The following is a 20,362-nucleotide window of genomic DNA, read 5'->3' as shown; positions in this document are numbered from 1 at the left end:
CTTGCTCGAGCGATGCGCCGCTAGACCGTTACGGCGTGGTCGCGGCTTGCGCCGCTCCTACCCTGACGGGCTGCGGCCGGCGTCGGCGTGATGTTGAGAGGTCGCGGTCGCGACTTACGTCGCTCCTACAAGGGAAGGATTCCCGACGACTTCTGCTTCAAGCAAGAGCAAAGCTTCCGCCCGCTGACGCGGCCGGGTTACTTTCTTTTGCTAAGCCCAAAGGTCCGTCTGGATTCCCTTCGGTCAAAGCTAACCAAAGAAAAGGGCTCTCCTTGCAAGGGCACAAGCCCGGGCGTGCGACGCCGACGCAGGGATGCTCCAGACAGGCCATCCATGGCCTGCTTGCGCACGGCCCGCGTCCATGCGGTCCGCCCTACCGGTCTACGATGGACCGGAAAAGCAAAAGCTACCACGGCAAGCACGGCAACGAGCAACCGCGGCGGCCGACAGGTGACATCCGATGGTGCGTTGCGCCGCCGGCCTCGCCGATTGGACGATTTCCGAACTGCTGCGCAGTTTTGCCGTGATTGCGGCCGTGAAAAGCCGCTTCGCGCTCCTGGATTGTGCCGATGATCGAAGCGCGGGCTGGGTGGCCCGCCGTCGCCCGCCCCGCGGGCCGGTGTTTCGATCATCACTTCGGGAGTAAGGAAACCATGCGTATCCATTCGAAGCGGTTGAAGCTGGAAGGACTCTTTCTCGCCATCGCAGCGACCATCGTCGCCGCACCGGCGAGCCAGGCGGCGGAGCTCGAGGGCTCGGCGGCGGTAACCCAGGCGCGCGGACTGATCGCCGATCATCTCGGCGCGGTGCAAGGCGTAGCCGAGGACGCATTCCAAGCGCGCGACACCGTCGTCGATCGCGACGGCACCACGCACGTGCGCTTCGACCGCACTTACCAAGGCCTGCGTGTGATCGGCGGCGACGTGGTGACCAAATCGCGGCGCGGCCAACTCGCCGCCACCCAGTCGACCCTGCGCAGCCAGCAGCGCCCCAGCCTGCGCGCGCGCATCAGCCGCGACGCCGCCGCGGTCGAGGCCGGCGCCCGTTTCAACGGCAAGGTCAGCCAGGTGCACGGCAACCAATTGGTGGTGTACGCGCGCGGCGCCAAGCCGGTGCTCGCCTACGAGGTGACCCTGCAGGGCGAGGAAACCCGAACGCATTCGGGTTTCGTCACCTATTACGTCGATGCCCTCAGCGGCAAGGTGCTCGACGTCCAGGACCGCCTGCAGACCGCCGGCGCGGTCGGCACCGGCAAGACGTTCTATTACGGCAACCTCAGCATCGCCACCGACCAAAAGAGCGCGACCAAGTTCGACCTGATCGACACCACCCGCGGCAACGGCAGCGTCTACGACGCCAAGGGCGCGGCGATCTCGAACCTGTTCGACATCCTATTCGCGACCTGGGGCGCGAGCCTGTTCACCGATACCGACAACCTCTGGGGCAATAACGCCCTCAGCGATCGCGCTACCGTCGCCACCGACATCCACTACGGCGTCGGCGCGACCTGGGACTACTTCAAGAACGTGCACGGCCGCAACGGCCTGTACAACGACGGCGCCGGCATCAAGAGTTACGCCCATACCAACTTCAAGCGCGCCGACGGCAGCACCACCGGCGTCAACGCCGCCTACTTTGCCCTGACCAAGGTGATGTTCTACGGCGATGGCGACGCCACGCGCGGTTACGGCCCGATCGTTGGCATCGATGTCGCCGGCCACGAGATGTCGCACGGCGTCAACGCCGCGACCGCCAACCTAGCCTATTCGGGCGATGCCGGCGGCCTTAACGAAGCCAACTCGGACATCTTCGGCACCCTGGTCGAGTTTTACGCCAACAACCCGGCCGACCCCGGCGACTACCGCATCGGCGAGATCATGCGCACCGGCGGGCTCGCCTTCCGCGACATGTATAACCAGGGCGTCGACGGCAAGTCGTTCAATTGCTACATCGCCGGCGGCTTCGATCCGAACCTGGGCGCCGGCGGCATCCACGACCCGCACTACACCTCCGGCGTCGGCAACCGCTTCTTCTACCTGGTTTCCGAAGGCGCGGTGGTGCCGGCCGGTTCGGGCCTGACCCCGGCCCAGCTGGTCTGCAACGGCGACACCGGCATTACCGGCATCGGTCGCGATAAGGCCGGCAAGATCTGGTATCGCGCGCTAACCACCAAGTTCACCTCCAGCACCAGCTATCCGCAGGCGCGCGCGGCGACCATCGCCGCCGCGGGCGAGCTGTACGGCGCCGGTTCGCCGGAGCAGGCGGCGGTGGCGCGGGCCTGGAGCGCGGCCAACGTCAACTGAGGCGGGCCTGACTTAAACAAGGCTCGAACGACCGAGTGCGAACGGCCCGCTGGCGCGGGCCGTTCGCGACGTGTGGTGAATCATGTGGGGTGAATAGCGGCTGCGCGCGTTTGAGCACGGCGGCCCTGCGCCGCGCGCACGGCGCGTCCGTGTGCGATCCTCATGCCCCGTCGGTTCGAGCCATCGAACATGCGGGCCGCAACTCCGTCCGAACCGAGCCTTTCATGAGCCATGGTCGTCCGTACCGCGCGTCGAGCCGCCGTCCTGCCGCGATGCCGCCCCCTCCGGCCAGGCCGGGCAGGTGCGCCCCCGCGCCGAACCGTATCGGAGGCGCGTGCGATGGCGTCCGATAAGTTTCCCGACACCGACGACGGCTTCCTGTTCGCCGCCTCCGCGTTCGAGTGCGAGGCCGAAGGCAAGCGTCTGACCGGCTACGGCTGCCGGTTCCGCGCCTCGATGTATCGCGACGAGCTCTACGAACGCCACGGCGTGCATTTCCCGGCCCAGTTCGGCCGCGCCGTGTCCAAGCGCCGCAGCGACTACCTGGCCGGGCGCATCTGCGCGCAGCGTGCGCTGGCCGCGCTCGGCATCATCGGCGCCGACATCGCGATCGGCCCGAACCGTGAGCCGGTCTGGCCGGCCGGCGTGGTCGCCTCGATCTCGCATGCCGGCGACCGTGCGGTCTGCATCGCCTCGACCGACCCCGACGTGGTCGGGCTCGGCATCGACATCGAAGGCAGTCTGCAACCGGGCATGGCTGCCGACATACGCCGCGAAGTGGTCGATGCGGCCGAGGAGGAGGCCGTACAGGCGCATTTCCCCGATTTCACCCTCGGCCTGGCGGTGGTGTTTTCGGCCAAGGAGAGCCTGTACAAGGCCTTGTATCCCCAGGTCGGCCGCTTCTTCGGCTTCGAGGCGATGCGGATCGTGCGGATCGAGGCCGAGCGCATCGTTTTCGCCGCGACCGAGGAGCTGTCGGCCACGGTCGCGTCCGGCGCCGAGTACGCCGCCCACTACCTCGTCGCCGACGGCGAGGTGCGCACCGTGGCCTGCGTGCGCCGGCCGGGCTGATCCTGCCAACGCCGCGCGCGGATGCGCCGGCGGCGACTTGTAAGACAATGGCCGGATCATGCGTTGCCTGTTGATCGACAACTACGACTCGTTCACCTGGAACCTCGCCGACCAGATCGGCCGGGCGTTCGGCGAAGCGCCGATCGTGGTCCACAACGACGAGGACGACTGGGATGGGCTGCGCGCCCGCCACCGTTTCGACTGCGTGGTGATCTCGCCGGGGCCGGGCAGCGTGACCCGCGAGGCTGACGTGCATGTCTCGCGCCAGGCCATCGCCCGCAGCGGCCTGCCCTTGCTCGGCGTCTGCCTGGGATTCCAGGGCATCGCCCATGCCCACGGCGGCCGCATCGTCCACGCGCCGGTGCCGTACCACGGCCGCGCCTCGGCGGTGCATCACGACGGCAGCGACCTGTTCGCCGGCGTGCCGACGCCGTTCGAGGCGATCCGCTACCACTCGCTGATCGTGGCCTCGCCGCTGCCGCCCGACCTGGTGGCCACCGCCCACGCCGATCCCGGCCTGATCATGGCCCTGCGCCACCGCCGCCTGCCGCAGTGGGGCGTGCAGTTCCACCCGGAATCGATCCTGACCGAACACGGCATCGACCTGATCGCGAACTTCCGCGACCTGGCGCACGCTCATCAGCGACGGCCCTCGGTGAATCTGGCGCTGCCCTCGGCAGCATCGGCGCCCGTCGAGCAGGCACCCGTTGCGTCGACGCTCGACGAGCAGGCGCCCATCGTGGCGCAGCTTGAAGCAGCGATGCCCGCCATGGCGCCCGACGCCGGCCCGGCAACGCCTGTGCGCAGCTTGCGCGTGGTCTGCCGGCCGCTCGACGGCGTCGGCGACCCGGAGGCGGTGTTCTCGGCCTTATTCGCCGGCCGCACCAACGCGTTCTGGCTCGACAGCCAGGTTGCGCTCGACGACAGCGCCGGTTGCTCGTTCATGGGCGCGGTCGACGATGCCGATGTACTGGCTTACCGGATCGACGGGGACGACGCGGCGCTGAGCCGCGGCCAAGGCCTGCTCGCCGACATGGAGCGCGAGCTCGAAGAAGTCGCCATCGAGGACGGCATTGCGGAAGACGGCAAGCGATTGCCCTTCGACTTCCGCGGCGGCTTCGTCGGTTTCCTGGGCTATGAGATGAAGGCGCTGTTCGACGGCGACCGCGGCGAAGGCAATCCGACCTCGGACGCGTTGTGGATGCGCGTACGCCGCTTCCTCGCCTTCGACCATGCGACCGCGCGCGCCTGGGCGCTGGCGCTGGCGTTCGAGGACGAGAGCGCCGAGGCCGACGCCTGGATCGAAAGCGTCGCCGCCGCGGCCGCGCAGGCGCGCGTCGACGATGCCCCGGTTCCGTCGCAAGGTCTGCAAGCGCTCGAGGTCGAGATGGATCTCGGCCGCGACGATTACCTGGCCGCGATCGGCGAATGCCAGCGCGCCATCGTCGACGGTGAAACCTATCAAGTCTGCCTGACCAATCATTTCCGTTTCCGAGCCGAGCTCGACCCTTACGCGCTGTACCGGCAGATGCGTCGCGGCAACGCCGCGCCGTTCGGCGCCTTCCTGCGCGGCCGCGGCATCGCCGTGCTGAGCACCTCGCCGGAACGTTTCCTGCGCGTCGATGGCAGCGGCCGTGTCCAGACCAAGCCGATCAAGGGCACCGCGCGCCGTTCCGGCGACCCGCAACTCGACGCGCGTTATGCGCGCGAGCTGGCCGAGTCGGTCAAGGACGGCGCCGAGAACCTGATGATCGTCGACCTGATGCGCAACGATCTCAATCGGGTTTCGGTCGCCGGCACCGTCGAAGTGCCGGAACTGCGCGTGGTCGAGAGCTATCGCACCGTGCACCAGCTGGTCAGCACGGTGGAATCGCAGCTGCGCCCGGACTGCAGCCTGATCGACCTGGTGCGCGCGACCTTTCCGGGCGGCTCGATCAGCGGCGCGCCGAAAAAACGCACCATGGAAATCATCGACCGCCTGGAGCGCAGCCCGCGCGGCGTCTATTGCGGCTCGATCGGCTATCTCGGCTACAACCGCGTGGCCGATCTCAACATCGGCATCCGCACCCTGTCCTATGACGGCGTCGCGGTCGCCTTCGGCGCCGGCGGCGCGATCACCTATCTGTCCGATCCCGAGGCCGAATTCCAGGAAGTCCTGCTCAAGGCCGAAGCCGTATTGCGGCCGGTCTGGCGCTACCTCGGCGATGGCGGCGACGGCTTCGCCTACGAGCTGGAAGCCGAGCGCTTGCGTCTGCGCGTCGCTAAGGACTGATGCGCCGTTCAACGGGCGACGATGCACTGCCCCTCTGCAGCGGCAGCGTCCCACGGGATTTCCTTCGGTCATAAGCCGCGACCGCGAACCTGCAACGGACGACGCAGACGCGGGCGACTCATAGCGACGGCCGACCGGCGCTTGCGCCCTACAGGCGGATATTGCCGGCCGCGGGCAGGCGCAGCGCCTCCTGCAGCCGATACGCCAACTGCCGGTACAGCGCGGTGCCGAAGATCGCGTGGATGCTCGAGGCGATGATCGAGAACGCGTAGATCAGGCCGGCGTCCGGAATATGCACGGGCAGGCGCATGAACGGCACCATCAGCACGAACAGCACCGCGACCGCCCAGGCCGCGATCAGGCCGGCCGCTGCATTGCGCAGACCGCGACGCAGCGGCGCCAGACGTGCCGAGCGCGTGCGTCCCCAGCGTGCCATCAGATGGCGCCGGGCCGACACTGCCAGCCGCGTTCCGGACAAGGCGACCCACACGTGCAACAGCGCCGATGCGGCCGCGACCCAGCGCGACAAATGAGTCAACGACTCGGCCCCGGTCTGGATGCCGATCACGGCCAGGGCCACGGCGAGGATGAAGACCATCAAGGCCGACAGCGACGCGTTCTCGATCGAACGGACCTCGGCGAACCAATCCTTGGCGTTCGGCGAGGGCAGGGTGATGGGCATGGGCGTTCCTTCGTCCTGTGCATGGGGTGGGGCTGTCAGCGAACCCGTACCGCGAGACTGCAGTCGGTGTAGTAAAGCCAACATTTGCCGGTCTTGCTGGCTTCGCAGCGTTCCATGGAGATCGCTGTCGCCTGCAGGCCGGTCGCTGCGCTCGCAGAGAAGGATTCGGCGGTACTGGACGCCACAGCGACGCATTGGTTCTCGTAAGCGAAGTGCAACTTGCAGGTCTGTCCGCCATGCCCGCGGCAATCCTCGATCGCCGCATCGCGGGCGCGGGCCTTGCTGGTCTGATTCACGGACACGCCATAGTGGCCGGAATCGTCGGAGGCGATGGCTCCCCAGCGGGTTTTCCACTTGGGGCCGGCGATGCCGCCACCGGGACCCGATTGGATAGGGCCGCAAGAACGCGTCGATGTCCCCGAATAAGGAATCATTCCCGCAGGGCAGCCGCCTTCGGAGTGGGCAATGCTTGAAACAACCAGCAACAAGAGTGAAAGCAGAAATCGAGTCGTCATAGTCGGTTCCCGTTTTAAGCCTAGTGGGCGAAGAGCATGGGCGCTGTATACCAAAGGTTTTGACGCCATTCTCAACGGACCCTCACCGGCCAACTGCAGCCAGCGTAGTACAGCCTGCACTCGCCGTCGTTCTTCTTCTCGCAGGATTCCATACCGATCTCGGCTGCTGTCTCGGCGCTCTCTGCATTGATCGCGGCGTAGCGGGTGGCGCTGGCGACGATGACTACACACTGATTGACGTAGGCGACGGTCAAGGTGCAATCGACTCCGCCACGACTGCGACAGTTCTCGATGGCCGCCTGCTTCGCCTCACGCTTGCTCGGAAGATCGGTCACTGCGCCGACCACGCCCCTAGCATCGTCGCCTGCAACCGCGCCCCAGCGATTCTTCCATTTGGCAGTTGGTAGCCAAGAGCCGCTCGGACCCGAGGGTATCGGGCCGCATGAAGAAGTTGATGTGCCGGAATAAGGAATCATGCCGGCGGGGCAACCGCCCTCCGCTTGGGACCATCCGGAAGCCATCGGTAGGGCGATGGCTAACACCACAGAAAACCGAAGGGAGGCCATCATGACCGGTTGCCGATGCTGTTGGCGCTGCGAATCTGATCGGCATCGAAGTTGGGAGTTTGAGTCGTCCTCGTCGTGGAATGATGCATTGAGTTTGGACCACCGGTTACCCCTACGCTCTGCCCGCTTCTCTGTTCTTGAGCAGGCGATTGCCGTGTCGAATCAGCGGGCTGAGCCGATACGCTCGATGTGCCAGCCCCACTCCCAAACGCCGAGAACTGCATGAAGCCGCCCAGCGTGCCCTGAAAGAAATTGGCTGCGAACGGCGGCACGGTGATGATGACCACGGTCATCACCAGGCCGAGCCCGCCCTGCTGCATGGCCTGGTTGCTGATGCCCTCGGCATCGACGCCCCAGATCGCGCCGATCTTCGCCACCCAGAGGGCTGCGGACACGCGCGCCATCAATTCCAGCAACATCCCGGTCACCACGCTCAGCATGGCCATCGAGAACAGGGTGCCGATGCCGTACATCAGCCAGCGGCGGAACAGGTCCTTGGTCTGATCGAAGATCAGGCAGAGGATGAACAACGGCCCCAGCCCGATGAACAAGGCGATGGCGAACTTGAACATCAGCAGCATGGCGCCGGCCGACATCGCCGGGCTGGCCGCCCCGACCCCGGCGAACAACACCGCACGCGCCTTTCGGTCCTGCAGTTCGGGGTCGCCCGGGACGATCTGGACCGCGTCGATCGCGCTCATGGCGAGCTGGGTATAGGCGAGGTTCTCGTCGATGCTCTGCGCCGTGGTCTTGCCGCTACGGCCCGAGAACAGGCCGTGGATTTCGCGGTCGAGGTCGTAGGTCAGATAACGGTGCAAGTCGCTGCCGCCGAACGACATCGTCGTCGCCACGCCGACGATCACGGCGATGCGCGTGGCGTTGGCCACCAGCGCCATCATCGGTTCGCGCAACTGTCCGGTGACGATGCGATAGCCCATTAGCAGGATCCACAGCGTGACCAGGGCCAGGGCGATGCTGCTGGCCCAGGTCATGGTCCTGCCCATCAACTGCATGCCGAACTCGTCGATGCGGTCGGTCAGGTAATCGTTGACCAACTGGAACAGGACGAAATCGCCGATGCCCGATTGGCTGTAGGGGGCGATCCAATCGACCAGTCCGTTCAATCCATTGAGCCCGTGCATGGCCTTCCCCTGGCATCGTGGCGGTCCGGAGCGCGTCGTCGCGACCCGGCTTGGTAGGTCTACTTAGAGAGTGCGGCCTTGAGCGCTGCGGCCTGCACCACCTGGCCCAACAGCGAGCCGCGATTACCCTGCAGCGCGCGTTTGGCCAGGCGCGACTGGTCCCACTTCAGCGACTCGATGTAGTCGTTATAGGCCTTCATGCGCGCCTGCCAGTAATCCAGGTCCATCGAGGTGCGCACCAGGAAGCGCTGCGCCTCGTTGTCGTTGGCGGCCAAAGCGCCCTGGCTGGAACTCGCGCCGTCGCGCTGCGCTTCGATCTGCTGGAACTGCTGGTTGCGCTCGATCAGCGTCTTCAACATCCGCACCGATTCGTTGTACTTGGCGTTCTCGGCCAGGACCATGCGCTGGCAGATCGCCTTCTGCTCCTCGACGATGTTGCCGTCCATCTTCGGCGCGATCTGGCGCAGCAGGCCGGTCATGCGCTCGCGCACGCCGCCGCCCTCGCCGCCGGCGGGGCACATGTCCTGCATGCCGTAGTCGTCGGGGCGCAGCGGAAACGTATCGCTCATTTGCGAAGAGTTGAAGTTCAGCCGCTGCAGCTTGATCAGCTGTTGCTGATAGTGGCTGTAAGTGTCGTTCCAGCGCTTGGCCTCCTTGCCGAACTCGACCGCGTCCTCGGCGATCTGCTGCATATGCGCGGTGAGGTTGACCGGGTCGTTGACGACCAGTTGGGCGCTGGCGTCGGTGGCCATCGAACCGCCGATGAGCAACAGCGCCATGGACCAGAACCGTAGCTTGGCGATGCTTCCTGTGCTTGCGGGCTTCATTGCGATTCCTTTCCTGCTCGATCGACTGCAAAACCTTGCCGGTGCCGCCATGCGAAACCTTCGTACATCGAGTGCCTGCGGCCCGCCTCGGGCCGCGTCCGCGACGCTCGATTCGGCCGTGCGGAACACCTCGATCACCGGCACCGTCCCTTGCGAAGCAACTATCGCATACGGACTGTGATGCGGCATGAGTCATCTAAAAATTGTTGTGGACGCTAGTCCACATTTGTAGACGAACGAAGACGATTTGTAGCCACGGATTCGATTTGGAAGCGTGTTGCGAAACCCATGGTTGCGGTCGCTGCGTTGCCATCGATCCGCCGCGTTGTAATGTGTGGGATAGAACATTTTGCTTCTTGCATTGTCGTCATCCACACTTCGAGGGCTTCGGATTGAAGGACCTGTGCTGCCCATCGATGCGCCGTGCGCATCGGTCGTTCCGCAAGATCAACACTGGAGTATCGGCGCCCCCGATCTATGGATTTGCTAGAGGATCGGAATGATTCGGATCTATGTCGTCGACGACCATCCGGTGCTAAGGACAGGCTTGCACTCGATCATCGAGCGGGAAACCGACATCCACGTCGTCGGCGAGTCGGGCAACGGCGCCGAGGCGCTGGCGGCGATTCCAAAGCTCGCCGTCGATGTCGTGCTCTGCGATTTCGATCTGCCCGATACCGACGGCCTGCGTTTGACCCGCAAGCTGCTGCACGAGAACGCCGAGCACAAGGTCCTGATCGTCTCCGGGCTCGACGACAGTTCGATCCCGCGGTTGTTGTTCGATGCCGGCGCGCGCGGTTATCTGACCAAGGCGAGCAGCGCGCACAAGCTGGTGTATGCGATCCGCCAGGTCGCGGCCGGGCACGAGTTCGTCGACGATGCTCTGCCGCGCAATGTTCTGCTGGGCCTGTCGCCGTTTCGCCGCTTGAGTGCGCGCGAGAAGGAGGTCGCGGCATTGACCGTGCAGGAGTACACGACCCGGCAGATCGCCGAAGTGCTGCGGGTCGACGAGACCACCGTGCGTACCATCCGTTCGCGCGTTTACAAGAAGCTGGGTCTGCGCGGAGCGATTTCCTTGAGCAAGCTCGCGGCCAGGCACGGCTTCACCGACCAGGGCGGTTGAACGGTCGAATCCGCCGTCGAAGGCCGTGGCGAGCGGCTGAGCCGGGCTCGGCTCGCAGCCGTGTCAAGAACGAGTGATGACCGTCGTGAGGTCGCGCATCGGCGTGAACGTACTCATTAGTTTGACGTGCGTCGATGTTTGCGAAGCCGCCGACGGCGTTAGTGGTTGCCCTGCGTCGGCAGGCGTATAAGCGTAATCAGAGACGCCAGTTGCGGATTTCGATCGGTTCGTCCGGTCCGGGCGCCCGAGTCGCGGGGATATTCCATGACGCTGCTTGCTTATCGCAGCGCAATGACGATATCTCGCTGTCGATGCGGCATCGGCTAGTCCGCGATCGTTGGAGCGTCGCTGCGACGACCGAGATGGCTGCCTGCGACGTGCGTCACTGCGATCTCGCCGCACAAGCCTCAGCTGCAATCGTGCGGATCGCGGACACTAGTGGCGTCGTCACGGCGCCGACCGCAGGGAGCGAGCGCATTGGGTACTAACGAGCACGCGCCTTTCAGGCCCACGAACGAGCGGGACCGCGCCCGATCGGAATCGCATGCCGCCGACCAGCGCACCGCGCCAGCCGGTGTTTCCACCCATAGAGGGATCGCCGCGGAACCGAAGCGGGACCCGCGCCCGATGGCGCCCGCGATCATCGATATTTCCGGCCGGATCGAACCGGTCGCGGACATCGCGCGCAACAGGATCGATTGGGCCGGCCTGGCCAGTCTGTTGCTCGGTGCGAAGCCGGCCGAGTGGCCCGCCGAAGCCTTCGAGCCGCAACGGGCGGTAGCCGGGCCGTCGCCGCCGAACGACGGCAAGTGGTTGCACGAACTGGAATGGCACGGGCAGCGCATGCTGGCGGTGATCGCCGATGGCCGCGCGCGCCTGTGGTCGGGCGATGGCGCGGAATGGACCGAGCGCGTTCCGGCCATCGTCGAGGCGCTGGAGCGGCTGGGGCTGCAATCGGCGGTCTTCGACGGCGAGCTGATCGTCGGTGCCGGCGCCGAAGCCGACTACGCCGCGCTGCAGGCGGTGTTATCGGGAGACCGCTGCGAGCCCTTGACCTATATGTTGTTCGATCTGTTGCAAATCGACGGCATTGGCATCGAGCGCGCGCCCCTGGTCGATCGCAAGGCCGTGCTCGAGCATCTGCTGCGACAGGCGCCGCGGGAATTGGCCTATAGCAGCCACATCCTCGGCAACGGCGACATCGCGCGTGCGGTGAGCGTCAATCAATGCTTCGACGGGTTGATTTCCAAACGCGCCTTCGCGTCGTACATGCGCGGATGCAGCCCGGACTGGCGCAAGACGCGCTTGCTTCAGTCCAGCCAGTTCGCCGTGGTCGGCTACACCCCGCCCGGCGTGCGCCATGCGGACCGGGGCTTCGGATCGCTGTTGCTCGCACAACCCAAAGGCAAGGCGGCCTGGCATTACGCCGGCCAGGCGCGCGGGGATTTCAACAGCGCGCTGATCGCCGAGCTCGGATCGCGGCTGAAAGGCGGGACGATCAAACCGACGGTCACGGTGAGTCCGGACGTCAGAGAAATACCCGGCGCGCTGTGGTTCAAGCCGCGCTTCGTGGTCGAGATCGACAGCCATGGCTTCGATGCCTCGGGCCTGTTGCGGCATGGCCTGCTGCGCCTGGTCTGCCCCAACCGATCGGTGGCGAGCCTCAGGTCGGGCAAATAGGCCGCGTCGTCGCAGGAGGGGGCGGGCGATCGCGCCGTTGCTCGCCGTCGATGACGTTCGTCAACGACGGCGGCAGCGGGGACTGCCTCGCATCCATCCCCCCGAACTTCGTCAGCCGGCTTCGAGCAGCTTCTGCGCCTGGCGTTTGCCGATGCCGCGCAAGGCCGCGATCTGCTGGAGCAGGGCCTGGCGCGGACGCGCTTTTTCCTGTTCCCAGTTATAGACCGACTGGCCGCTGGCGCCGATCAGCTTGCCGAACTCTTCCGCCGACACGCCCAACTTCTTGCGCAGCGTGCGCAGACCGGCCGCGGAGAAGCGGTGGCGGCCTTCGCCTTCGGCTTGCGGCTTGGCCGCGACGGCTTTGTTGCCGGACTTGCTGAGCGCCTTGCTTAGCGCTGCGACCTCACGCTTGAGACTGTCGCGTTCGCGCTTGAGCGAGGCGATGTCCTGGCGCTGGGCGACGACCTGCTTCTTCAGCGGGTCGACGAGGCGGCGGCATTCCTTGCGCGAGATACGAGCGATTTCGTCTTTGAGGATCGAAGCGAGATTTGGCATATCGGTTCCGGGAGTGGCTGGGGCAAGAGTACCGAACGGGGGCGATAACGCCAAATACCGGAAAATCCTTGCGTCTTGGCGTCGCCGGGCGGTCGATTCGTGATTTTTGCGCGAACTGGCGCATCGGCCGGGCCGCCTTTCGGTATGCGGCGATAGCATGGGCGCCCGCGCATATCGCAACCGGCAAGCATTCGCCGTGAGATCGCCGTTGGACTTGCTATGCCGGCCGTGAGGCGCGCGCGCTGCGCCCTTCATTCATTGTCGAGAGCCCGATGACCGCCTATACCGCGATCCACGAAACCCCCTCCGTCGAGGTGTATCGCATGCTCCGCGTCGATTCCGGCCTGAGCGCGAAGAGCGAAACCGCCGCTGTGCGCGGCTTGGCCAATACTCTGTTCGCGGTGCAGATTCTCGCCGACGGCGCGCCGATCGGCATGGGCCGGGTGATCGGCGACGACGGTTGTTTCTATCAGGTCGTCGATATCGCGGTGTTGCCGGGCCATCAGGGCCGGGGCCTGGGCAAGCGGATCATGCAGGACATCTCCGCCTATTTGCGCGACCATGCGCCGGAAACCGCCTACGTCAGTTTGATCGCCGACGGCGAGGCGCGCCATCTGTACGCGCAATACGGTTTCGAGCTCACCGCGCCGGCGTCGGTCGGCATGGCCTTCGAGCGCTGATCTCGTCCGGCTCGCCATCGCCCGATGCGCAATGGCCCGGCGCGATCACCCGGCGTGCATTGGCGCGGTGTCCAACGATCGTCCAGGAGTTCGTCTTGCAAGGTCCCAGTCCCGAACAGACTCATCCGATGGATGGGTTTCCGCAGGTGTGTTTCATCAAGAACACCATCAAGAATCCGAACATCGTCGTCGGCGACTACACCTATTACGACGATCCGGACGACTCGGAGAACTTCGAGCGCAACGTGCTGTACCACTTTCCGTTCATCGGCGACAAACTGATCATCGGCAAGTTCTGCGCCATCGCGCGCGGCGTCAAGTTCATCATGAACGGCGCCAACCACAAGCTTTCGGGCATATCGACCTATCCCTTCCAGATCTTCGGCAACGGTTGGGAACGCGTGATGCCCGAAGCCGAAGAACTGCCGTACAAGGGCGATACCGTGGTCGGCCACGATGTCTGGATCGGCTTCGAAGCCTTGATCATGCCCGGCGTCAGGATCGGCAACGGCGCGATCGTGTCGTCGCGCTCGGTCGTGGTCGCCGACGTTCCGGCCTATACCATCGTCGGCGGAAATCCGGCCAAGCCGATCCGGCAGCGCTTCGCGCCCGACGAGATCGCCGCCCTGGAGTCGCTGGCCTGGTGGGACTGGCCGGTCGAGAAGATCACCCGGCATCTTCAGTGCATCGTCGCCGGCGATATCGAGGCCTTGCGCCATTGCGCGAGCGAGGTTTGAACGCAGCCCGCTAAAGAGGCGAGCCCGGCAACGGCAGGCACTCCATGACCTCGACCGAGTCGCCTGGGAATATCGTGAAGTGCGGATGCCGTTCGAACAGGCTCGCCGCCGCTTCGTGCGACTCGGCTTCGATGACGGTGTAGGCGGTCAACCGATTGCTGCTGTCGGAAACGCCGTGGGCGTCGATGCGCTTGGTCTTGCCGAGCGGCGTGCCCGGGTCGACGATGCTGCTCCGATGCGCGCCGACCCATGCGCCCCAGGCGTGCATGCCGGCCTGTTCGAGTTGCTTGCGGCGGGCTTCGTCGGGCGCCTTGCTCCATTCGGAGCGCTCGAAGGCTTCCGCCGAGCCCAGGTAGACCGCCAGGAACTTCTTCATTGCGCACTCCATCGAGGCTGGAAGACCGGTCAGCTTCGCGCCGACGACATCGTGCCGCCAGTACCACCGCTCGCTCAGGCCGGGGAGCCAATCCACAGCGACCCCGCCACCGCCGCGCCGACGCACCAGGCCAGCACCCACAACGCGGACAGGCGCAGTCGCCACACCAGCACCCAGCCGACCGCGACGATCGCGGCGTCGGCCAGTCCGCTCACGCCTTCGCGCCAGACCGGGTCGTACAGAGCGGCGGCGAGCAGGCCGACCACCGCAGCGTTGATGCCGGCGACGGTCCGTGCCGCCCAGGGGCGGCTTACCAATGCGGTCCAGGCCGGCAGGGCGGCGACCAGCAGCAGGAACCCTGGCAGGAAAATGCACATCAGTGCGACGCCGGCGCTCAACCACGGCGGCGGGCCGAGGTCGAGGCTGGCGCCCAGGTAGGCCGCCAGGGTGAACATCGGCCCGGGCATCGCCTGCGCAGCGCCGTACCCGGCCAGGAACGTGTCCGCGCCGATCCAGCCGCTGACCACGAGTTCGTCTTTGAGCAGCGGCAGCACGACGTGGCCGCCGCCGAACACGAAGCTGCCGGCGCGATAGAAGGCGCCGGCTAATCCGCGCAGCGACGGCGCGCTGCCCGAGGGAATCAGCGAGCATGCCAGCGCCACCAGGAACACCACGAAGCAGGCGCCGGCGAGACGCCGCCCGTAGCGCAGTGGCGGCGTCGCGGCCGCGTCGAAGGCGGCGGGCCGGCATAGCCAGGCACCGAGCATGCCGCCGCCGAGAATGGCCACGAACTGCCACCCTGCGCCATCGGCGAGCAGCACCAAGGCACAGGCGCCAGCGGCGATCGCCAGGCGCTGCAGATCGGGCGTCAGCGACCGCGCCATGCCGACGAGCCCGTGCGACACCACCACCACCGCGACCAACTTCAAGCCGTGGACCACGGCGCTGCCCACCGGGCCGTGCAGGAATTGCGGCGCATACAGGGCGAAGCCGAACATCAGCAGCGCCGAGGGCAGGGTGAAGGCCAGGAACGCCGCCAGGGCGCCGCGCCAGCCGGCGCGCAGCAGCCCGATCGCGAAGCCGAGTTGGCTGCTGGCCGGGCCCGGCAGGAACTGGCAGATCGACAGCAAGCGGGCGAAGGACGCATCGTCGAGCCAGCCGCGACGGCGTACGAACTCTTCGCGGAAATAGCCCAGGTGGGCGATGGGGCCACCGAACGAGGTCAGCCCGAGGCGCAGGAAAACCCGAAACACTTCTCTCGCATTGCCGGGGCCGTTGGCGCGGGCGTGGACGTCTGCTGCGGACAAGCGGTTTCCTCGGTTCGGCGGCGTAATGCCGGTCCATTCTAGGCGCGCGACCGGGGCGCCGGACGCCTGCATCGCAGGCACGACTCGATCGCGGGAGCCGGTTCACGCGCGCTCATGAACCGGCTCCCGCGCCCGATCGCAGAGCCGTGTCGAGCGCATCGACGTCGGCATCGGTATCGGCCTGCACCGCCGCAGGCCGATCAGCGGCGGTAATGAATCACCCCGTTGAGGCTCTGCGGCGCATCCGCGCTGCAGCGCTGCTCGAAAATCGCATACAGCCCGGTCACCTTGCCGGCCGCGTCGAAACCGATCGATTTGATCTGCAGCGAACCGGACACGCTGGGGCAGTAGCCGCCGTTGGAGCTGCCGTTGGGCTCGCCGTCGACGCCGACGCTCGCGTGACTCGCATCGGCGAACTCCGCCAGCGAATACGTGCCCACCTGCAGCGTCCGTCCCGAAGGCGGCTTGATGCCTACCGACCAGGTGTCGCGCCGGCCGGCGACTTCGAAATGCACGCCGCTCGTGCTGCCGCTCAACGCGAAGAAGCTGGTGTCGCCATAGAAGCCCTTGTTGGAATAGGTGTCCGGGGCGACCAGGCCGTTCAACACGAACGACAGCGGCTCGACGCCATGACGAATGGTGCCGACCACGGCCGGGCTGTCGGGCCCGTTGAAGTGCTGGCTGTAGGCGATTTCCGCGCCGGTGATGGCGCCGGCGGCGTCGCGCTGGATCTGCCGCAGGGCGTACCAGCCCCAACTTTCGTCGCCGTCGTGGCCGGGATCGTCGCCGCAGTCGTAGCCCGTCCATCCGGACACGACGAGCCCCGGTGTACGGCCGAACAAAAAGCCGGGGCATTGCGCTTCGTAGTAACGTCCGGGAATCAGAGTCTGCCCCGCGGGCGGCACGATCAACACGCTCGTCGAGGGCGGGCGGCCATCGCGGCCCTGCACGCTGATCGTCAGGTACTCGCCGGCCTGATGCAGCGAAAAATCGGCGGTCGCGGCGGTGTAGGTATGCCGCTGCCCGGTGTTCGGGTCGACATAGGTCAACAACGAATCGGCCGCGGCCGGGCCCGCGCACATCATCGACGCGGCAAAGCCTGCGCACAGCAAGCACTTGGAAGAAACGGTGAGTCTGGACATGAGCCTGTCTCCGCAATCCTGCGCATCCCCTGCAACCGCCTCTCTAGTCCCGGCAAGGTTATGCGAGGGTCATCGCCTGTAAACCTGCCGCGTTTTCAGCGGCATTGCGTCGCAATCGCGCGTTGCGGCCGCGGACCGGCAGTGTTTTGTGATTGACGGCTGCGCTGCGTCCTCGCGTCGGTCGCAACATGATCGGTTCGGCCGCCACAAAACGCCGAATCGACGGCGAGCCCATGCATCGGCGGCGCGTCGGCCGCGTCCGGCCGGGAAACTCGAAAGCAATGCGACGATCGTTTGTCCGTGATGTCGTGCACGGACGCGAGATCGCGCACAAACATGCACATGCAAAAACATCGCGAACACATGTCAATGCGATGACAGTGCATATCCGTACTCGCCCTAGCTAGGCGAGACGACGATCGGTTGATCTAATTCCGCGATCTCTCATCGCAGGCGTTCGACTCCATGGGCATCCCGAGCATCGATGGCGTTCCCTACCACCTGCAGTACCCGCAGGCTCCCGCGCAGGCCGTGGTGCCGCCGCCGCAGCCGCAGGAGGAGTACCACCAGGTCGAGGCCGGCGACACCCTGGAGTCGATCGCACAGAAATACAGCACGCCGGAAGCGCCGGTCACCGCCCAGCAGATCGCCGAGCGCAACCAGATCGACAACGGTGCGATCGATCCCGGCAAGGACCTGATCGTGCCGACGATCAAGCAGCACGCCGCGCCCAAGGCCGATCCGAACCCGTCGCCCGAGCAGGCCAAGAGCGACGAGGCGATGAAGAAATATCTCAACGCCGAGGACAACCTCGCCGCCTTCGACAGCGGCTATACCCGCCAGCACAACGACCCGGACTACCAGCCGATCCGTTCCGGCTACGCCAGCCTCAGCACGACCGCGCGCGAGGAACTGCAAAAGAGCATCGCTGCCGAGATCAAGGCCGATTTCGACGCAAGCGCCAACGGCGGCGTCCTCGACGCCAAGGCGATCCAGCAGTACGGCGCCGAAGTCGTCAAACGCTACGACAACGACCCGGCCGGTAAGGCCGCGGCCGAAGCGGCGGTCAAGGAGGTCGGCATCCAGCACGAGGTCGACAGCACGCTCAAGGCGGCGGGGGCCGCACCGGACGCGAAGGGCGCGGTCGATACGCTCAGCCGCGAGTTGCCGAAGCTGTCGCCCGAGGCGCAGACGCGCCTGCTGTCCAGCGACGGTTTCGACAAACTCGTCGAGCAGAAGATCGGGCCGGCATTCACCGATTCGCTGAAGGGCGAACCGTGGAAGGACTCGCGCAGCGGCCCGGCCTCCAAGCCGGCCGAAAGCCTGCAGAAACTCGAGAAGCTGATCGAAGGCGCCGAACCGCGCATCGCCGGCGCATTGGCCGAGCACGGCGTCGATGCCTTGAAGGACTTCCTCGGCCGCGCCGAGAACGACGGTTACAGCATCCGCCTCGGCATCGACGGCACCCGCTCGCTGGTCCACATCGCCGGCCAGGTCGGCGGCACCTCCGAAGGCGATATCGCGATCCAGGGCATGACCGATCTGCCTCTGGACGGCTCGCAGATCCATCTGGGCGTGTCCGAAGGCGCGCGTCCGAACCTGTCGATCGCGATGGCGCAGGCGCACGGCGGCCCGCAGTCGGTCGACGCGGCGATCATGGGCGTGCAGATGTACGCCGGCAGCGTCAACGGCAATGTCGACAAGCTCGCCAAGCACACCGACGAACTGAGCTGGTTGATCAACAACCACGGCGGCTCGATGACGCCGGACCAGCTCAACCAGGCGATCAAGGACTACACCAGCGGCGCCGGATCGAACTGGGCGAAGACCGCGGAAGAATTGCAGAACAAGGTCGCCGACCAGGGCAAGACCCTGCTCGACCAGATCGACAGCCTGAGCAATGCGCCGGCCGACCAGCAGGACAAGACCAAGAAAGCCATCGAGGGCATTCTCGGCGACACCAAGTCTGCCTACGCGATCAGCCTGGCCCTGAAGCAGCACCCGGACTACATCGATTCCCTGGCCGGCAAGCGACTGATGCAGAACCTGGCCTACACCGGCAAGTTCGGCGAGCAGGGCATCAAGCTCGGCAAGGAAATCGCCAACGCCTATATCCGCAACGACGTGCTCTCGGCCGCGCACAACTACGATCCGCGCAACCCGGCGAGCATCCGGCAGGCCGAGCAGTCGATCGATAAGCTCAAGAACCCTGCGCTGATCAAGTTGCTCGGCCTGGACGTCGAAGGCGGCAAGTACCAGAGCTACGTCAAGCTGGTCGACGAGTTGAAGAAGAGTCTGCCGGCGGCCGGCGACGGCACCGAGCAGATCATCGCCAAGCTCAAGACCCACGCCGAAGCGATGAACAACGTCGATCGCCGCTTCACCGCCGAATCGAGCCGGCCGGTGTTCGAGAAGAACCAGCCGGCCGGCCAGCTGCTGCGCATGGTCGGCCTGGGCTTCGCGACCATGGGCTTCATGAATTCGGCGAGCAAGGCCAACGACGGCCAGTTCAGCCTGACCAACAAGAACGATCTCAAGGCGATCGTCGACGCCGCCAACCTGGGCCAGAAGGGCACCGAGCTCGCGGTCGGCCTGGGCATGGTCACCGAGGACTCGACCCTGGGCCGTTTCGGCGCCGGCAACAAGCTCGACGGCGTGAGCATCGATCCGGGCCGCTGGACCCGCGCCGATCGCGTGTTCGGTTATCTGTCCGCCGGCTTCGATTACTGGAATGCGGTCGAGGCGCATCAGAAGGGCGACGACGTTCGCGCCGGCATGTACCTGACCGCCGGCGTCGGCGGCACCATGGCGGCGCTGTCCGGCACCACCTTCGCCTCCGCGCTCGGCGCCGGCAGTTGGCTCGGCCCGGTCGGCATCGGCCTGGTCGTGGTCGCCACCGCCGGCCTGACCATGAAGGACCGCATCGAGCACTCCAACGCGCACATGAACGAGGCCTCGGCGAAGTTCCTCGAGCATGCGAAGTTCAATCCGCAGGTCTCGCAGGCCCTGGTCGACCAGAGCGGCGAAGGCTGGAGCCCGGTGACGCTGTTGGCGCGGTATGCCGAGGCCAAGGGTTACAAGCTCGACGAGCCCGGCGCGCGCGACCAGTTCGTCGCCTGGGTCAACGCCATGCCGACCGACAAACTGGAGCGCTTGCGCACCGAGCTGCACCAGGCCTTGGACAAGTTCGACGGCGACGTGTCCAAGCTCGGCAGCGACACCACCGTGGTTCGCCCCGAAGCCTATATCGCCACCCGCGGCGGAGCGGCGAAGGTCGACGGCATCGTCGCCACGGTCGGCCACATCGACGCGGTGGTGCGCGACTTCGGCATTGCCCAACTGCCGACGCCGTGAGCACCGCCGGTCCGTCGCGATGCGCCCGTG

The 20,362-nt window shown here is 66.1% G+C and carries 18 protein-coding genes; 9 read left to right on the top strand and 9 right to left on the bottom strand.

The annotated features are described in order from the left end of the window. Window positions 1-653 precede the first annotated feature (653 nt). The 3 genes from LC490_RS01815 (at window position 654) to pabB (ending at window position 5,646) form a co-directional block, all read left to right on the top strand. A complete protein-coding gene (locus tag LC490_RS01815) occupies window positions 654-2,303 on the top strand; it encodes a M4 family metallopeptidase (protein ID WP_223619107.1) in 1,650 nt (549 codons plus the stop codon). Between the two features lie 339 nt (window positions 2,304-2,642). Beyond that, window positions 2,643-3,374: a 4'-phosphopantetheinyl transferase superfamily protein gene (locus LC490_RS01810; RefSeq protein ID WP_051885324.1), complete on the top strand. Its 732-nt coding sequence runs from the start codon at window positions 2,643-2,645 to the stop codon at window positions 3,372-3,374. 58 nt (window positions 3,375-3,432) lie between these two features. Then, complete coding sequence (pabB, locus tag LC490_RS01805) at window positions 3,433-5,646, top strand: aminodeoxychorismate synthase component I (RefSeq protein WP_223619106.1); 2,214 nt, start codon at window positions 3,433-3,435, stop codon at window positions 5,644-5,646. 148 nt (window positions 5,647-5,794) lie between these two features. Here pabB and LC490_RS01800 read toward each other — a convergent pair whose 3' ends face one another. The 5 genes from LC490_RS01800 to LC490_RS01780 form a co-directional block, all read right to left on the bottom strand. After that, entirely contained in the window at window positions 5,795-6,328 is a 534-nt protein-coding gene (locus LC490_RS01800; protein ID WP_223619105.1) for a hypothetical protein, read from the bottom strand. Window positions 6,329-6,363: 35 nt separating this feature from the next. Then, window positions 6,364-6,843: a DUF4189 domain-containing protein gene (locus LC490_RS01795; protein ID WP_161786150.1), complete on the bottom strand. Its 480-nt coding sequence runs from the start codon at window positions 6,841-6,843 to the stop codon at window positions 6,364-6,366. 71 nt (window positions 6,844-6,914) lie between these two features. Continuing rightward, window positions 6,915-7,319, bottom strand: coding sequence for a DUF4189 domain-containing protein (locus LC490_RS01790; RefSeq protein WP_223619104.1), 405 nt, complete (start codon window positions 7,317-7,319; stop codon window positions 6,915-6,917). A gap of 89 nt (window positions 7,320-7,408) precedes the next feature. After that, entirely contained in the window at window positions 7,409-8,551 is a 1,143-nt protein-coding gene (locus tag LC490_RS01785; RefSeq protein ID WP_223619103.1) for a type IV secretion system protein, read from the bottom strand. Between the two features lie 59 nt (window positions 8,552-8,610). Then, complete coding sequence (locus LC490_RS01780) at window positions 8,611-9,330, bottom strand: hypothetical protein (RefSeq protein ID WP_223619102.1); 720 nt, start codon at window positions 9,328-9,330, stop codon at window positions 8,611-8,613. Between LC490_RS01780 and LC490_RS01775 the strand changes: the two genes are divergently transcribed. The 3 genes from LC490_RS01775 to LC490_RS01765 all read left to right on the top strand — a co-directional run bounded on the left by LC490_RS01775 (window position 9,314) and on the right by LC490_RS01765 (window position 12,181). Further along, window positions 9,314-9,559, top strand: a complete 246-nt coding sequence (locus tag LC490_RS01775) for a hypothetical protein (protein ID WP_223619101.1) — start codon at window positions 9,314-9,316, stop codon at window positions 9,557-9,559. The two genes, LC490_RS01780 and LC490_RS01775, sit on opposite strands and share 17 nt — an antisense overlap. A 318-nt stretch (window positions 9,560-9,877) precedes the next feature. Then, window positions 9,878-10,501 carry a response regulator transcription factor gene (locus tag LC490_RS01770; RefSeq protein WP_031373612.1) on the top strand — a complete coding sequence of 208 codons (624 nt, stop codon included), beginning with the start codon at window positions 9,878-9,880 and terminating at the stop codon, window positions 10,499-10,501. Window positions 10,502-10,978: 477 nt separating this feature from the next. Beyond that, window positions 10,979-12,181, top strand: coding sequence for a hypothetical protein (locus tag LC490_RS01765; RefSeq protein ID WP_223619100.1), 1,203 nt, complete (start codon window positions 10,979-10,981; stop codon window positions 12,179-12,181). A gap of 111 nt (window positions 12,182-12,292) precedes the next feature. On the opposite strand, the gene LC490_RS01760 is transcribed toward LC490_RS01765, so the two are convergent. Further along, a complete protein-coding gene (locus LC490_RS01760) occupies window positions 12,293-12,736 on the bottom strand; it encodes a helix-turn-helix transcriptional regulator (protein WP_223619099.1) in 444 nt (147 codons plus the stop codon). A gap of 272 nt (window positions 12,737-13,008) precedes the next feature. On the opposite strand from LC490_RS01760, the gene LC490_RS01755 reads away from it, so the two are divergent. After that, entirely contained in the window at window positions 13,009-13,416 is a 408-nt protein-coding gene (locus tag LC490_RS01755; protein ID WP_223619098.1) for a GNAT family N-acetyltransferase, read from the top strand. A gap of 95 nt (window positions 13,417-13,511) precedes the next feature. Continuing rightward, the gene (locus LC490_RS01750; RefSeq protein WP_223619097.1) at window positions 13,512-14,153 is read left to right on the top strand and encodes a Vat family streptogramin A O-acetyltransferase; all 642 of its coding nucleotides are present in this window, start codon (window positions 13,512-13,514) and stop codon (window positions 14,151-14,153) included. A gap of 10 nt (window positions 14,154-14,163) precedes the next feature. Here the strand turns inward: LC490_RS01750 and LC490_RS01745 are convergent, their stop codons facing one another. The 3 genes from LC490_RS01745 to LC490_RS01735 all read right to left on the bottom strand — a co-directional run bounded on the left by LC490_RS01745 (window position 14,164) and on the right by LC490_RS01735 (window position 16,978). Then, window positions 14,164-14,529: a hypothetical protein gene (locus LC490_RS01745; RefSeq protein ID WP_223619096.1), complete on the bottom strand. Its 366-nt coding sequence runs from the start codon at window positions 14,527-14,529 to the stop codon at window positions 14,164-14,166. 74 nt (window positions 14,530-14,603) lie between these two features. Next, window positions 14,604-15,836 (bottom strand): chromate efflux transporter, encoded by a 1,233-nt coding sequence (gene chrA, locus LC490_RS01740; protein WP_223619095.1) that lies wholly within the window; start codon window positions 15,834-15,836, stop codon window positions 14,604-14,606. A 200-nt stretch (window positions 15,837-16,036) separates the two neighbouring features. Continuing rightward, window positions 16,037-16,978 carry a hypothetical protein gene (locus LC490_RS01735; protein WP_223619094.1) on the bottom strand — a complete coding sequence of 314 codons (942 nt, stop codon included), beginning with the start codon at window positions 16,976-16,978 and terminating at the stop codon, window positions 16,037-16,039. 465 nt (window positions 16,979-17,443) lie between these two features. Here LC490_RS01735 and LC490_RS01730 point away from each other — a divergent pair, with 465 nt between their 5' ends. After that, entirely contained in the window at window positions 17,444-20,332 is a 2,889-nt protein-coding gene (locus tag LC490_RS01730; protein ID WP_223619093.1) for a LysM peptidoglycan-binding domain-containing protein, read from the top strand. Window positions 20,333-20,362: the final 30 nt, after the last annotated feature.

Source organism: Lysobacter sp. ESA13C, from assembly GCF_019970005.1.
Classification (GTDB): Bacteria; Pseudomonadota; Gammaproteobacteria; order Xanthomonadales; family Xanthomonadaceae; genus Lysobacter; species Lysobacter antibioticus_B.
The sequence above is the reverse complement of the archived record's forward strand: the minus strand, read 5'-3'. Positions and strand labels throughout refer to the sequence as shown.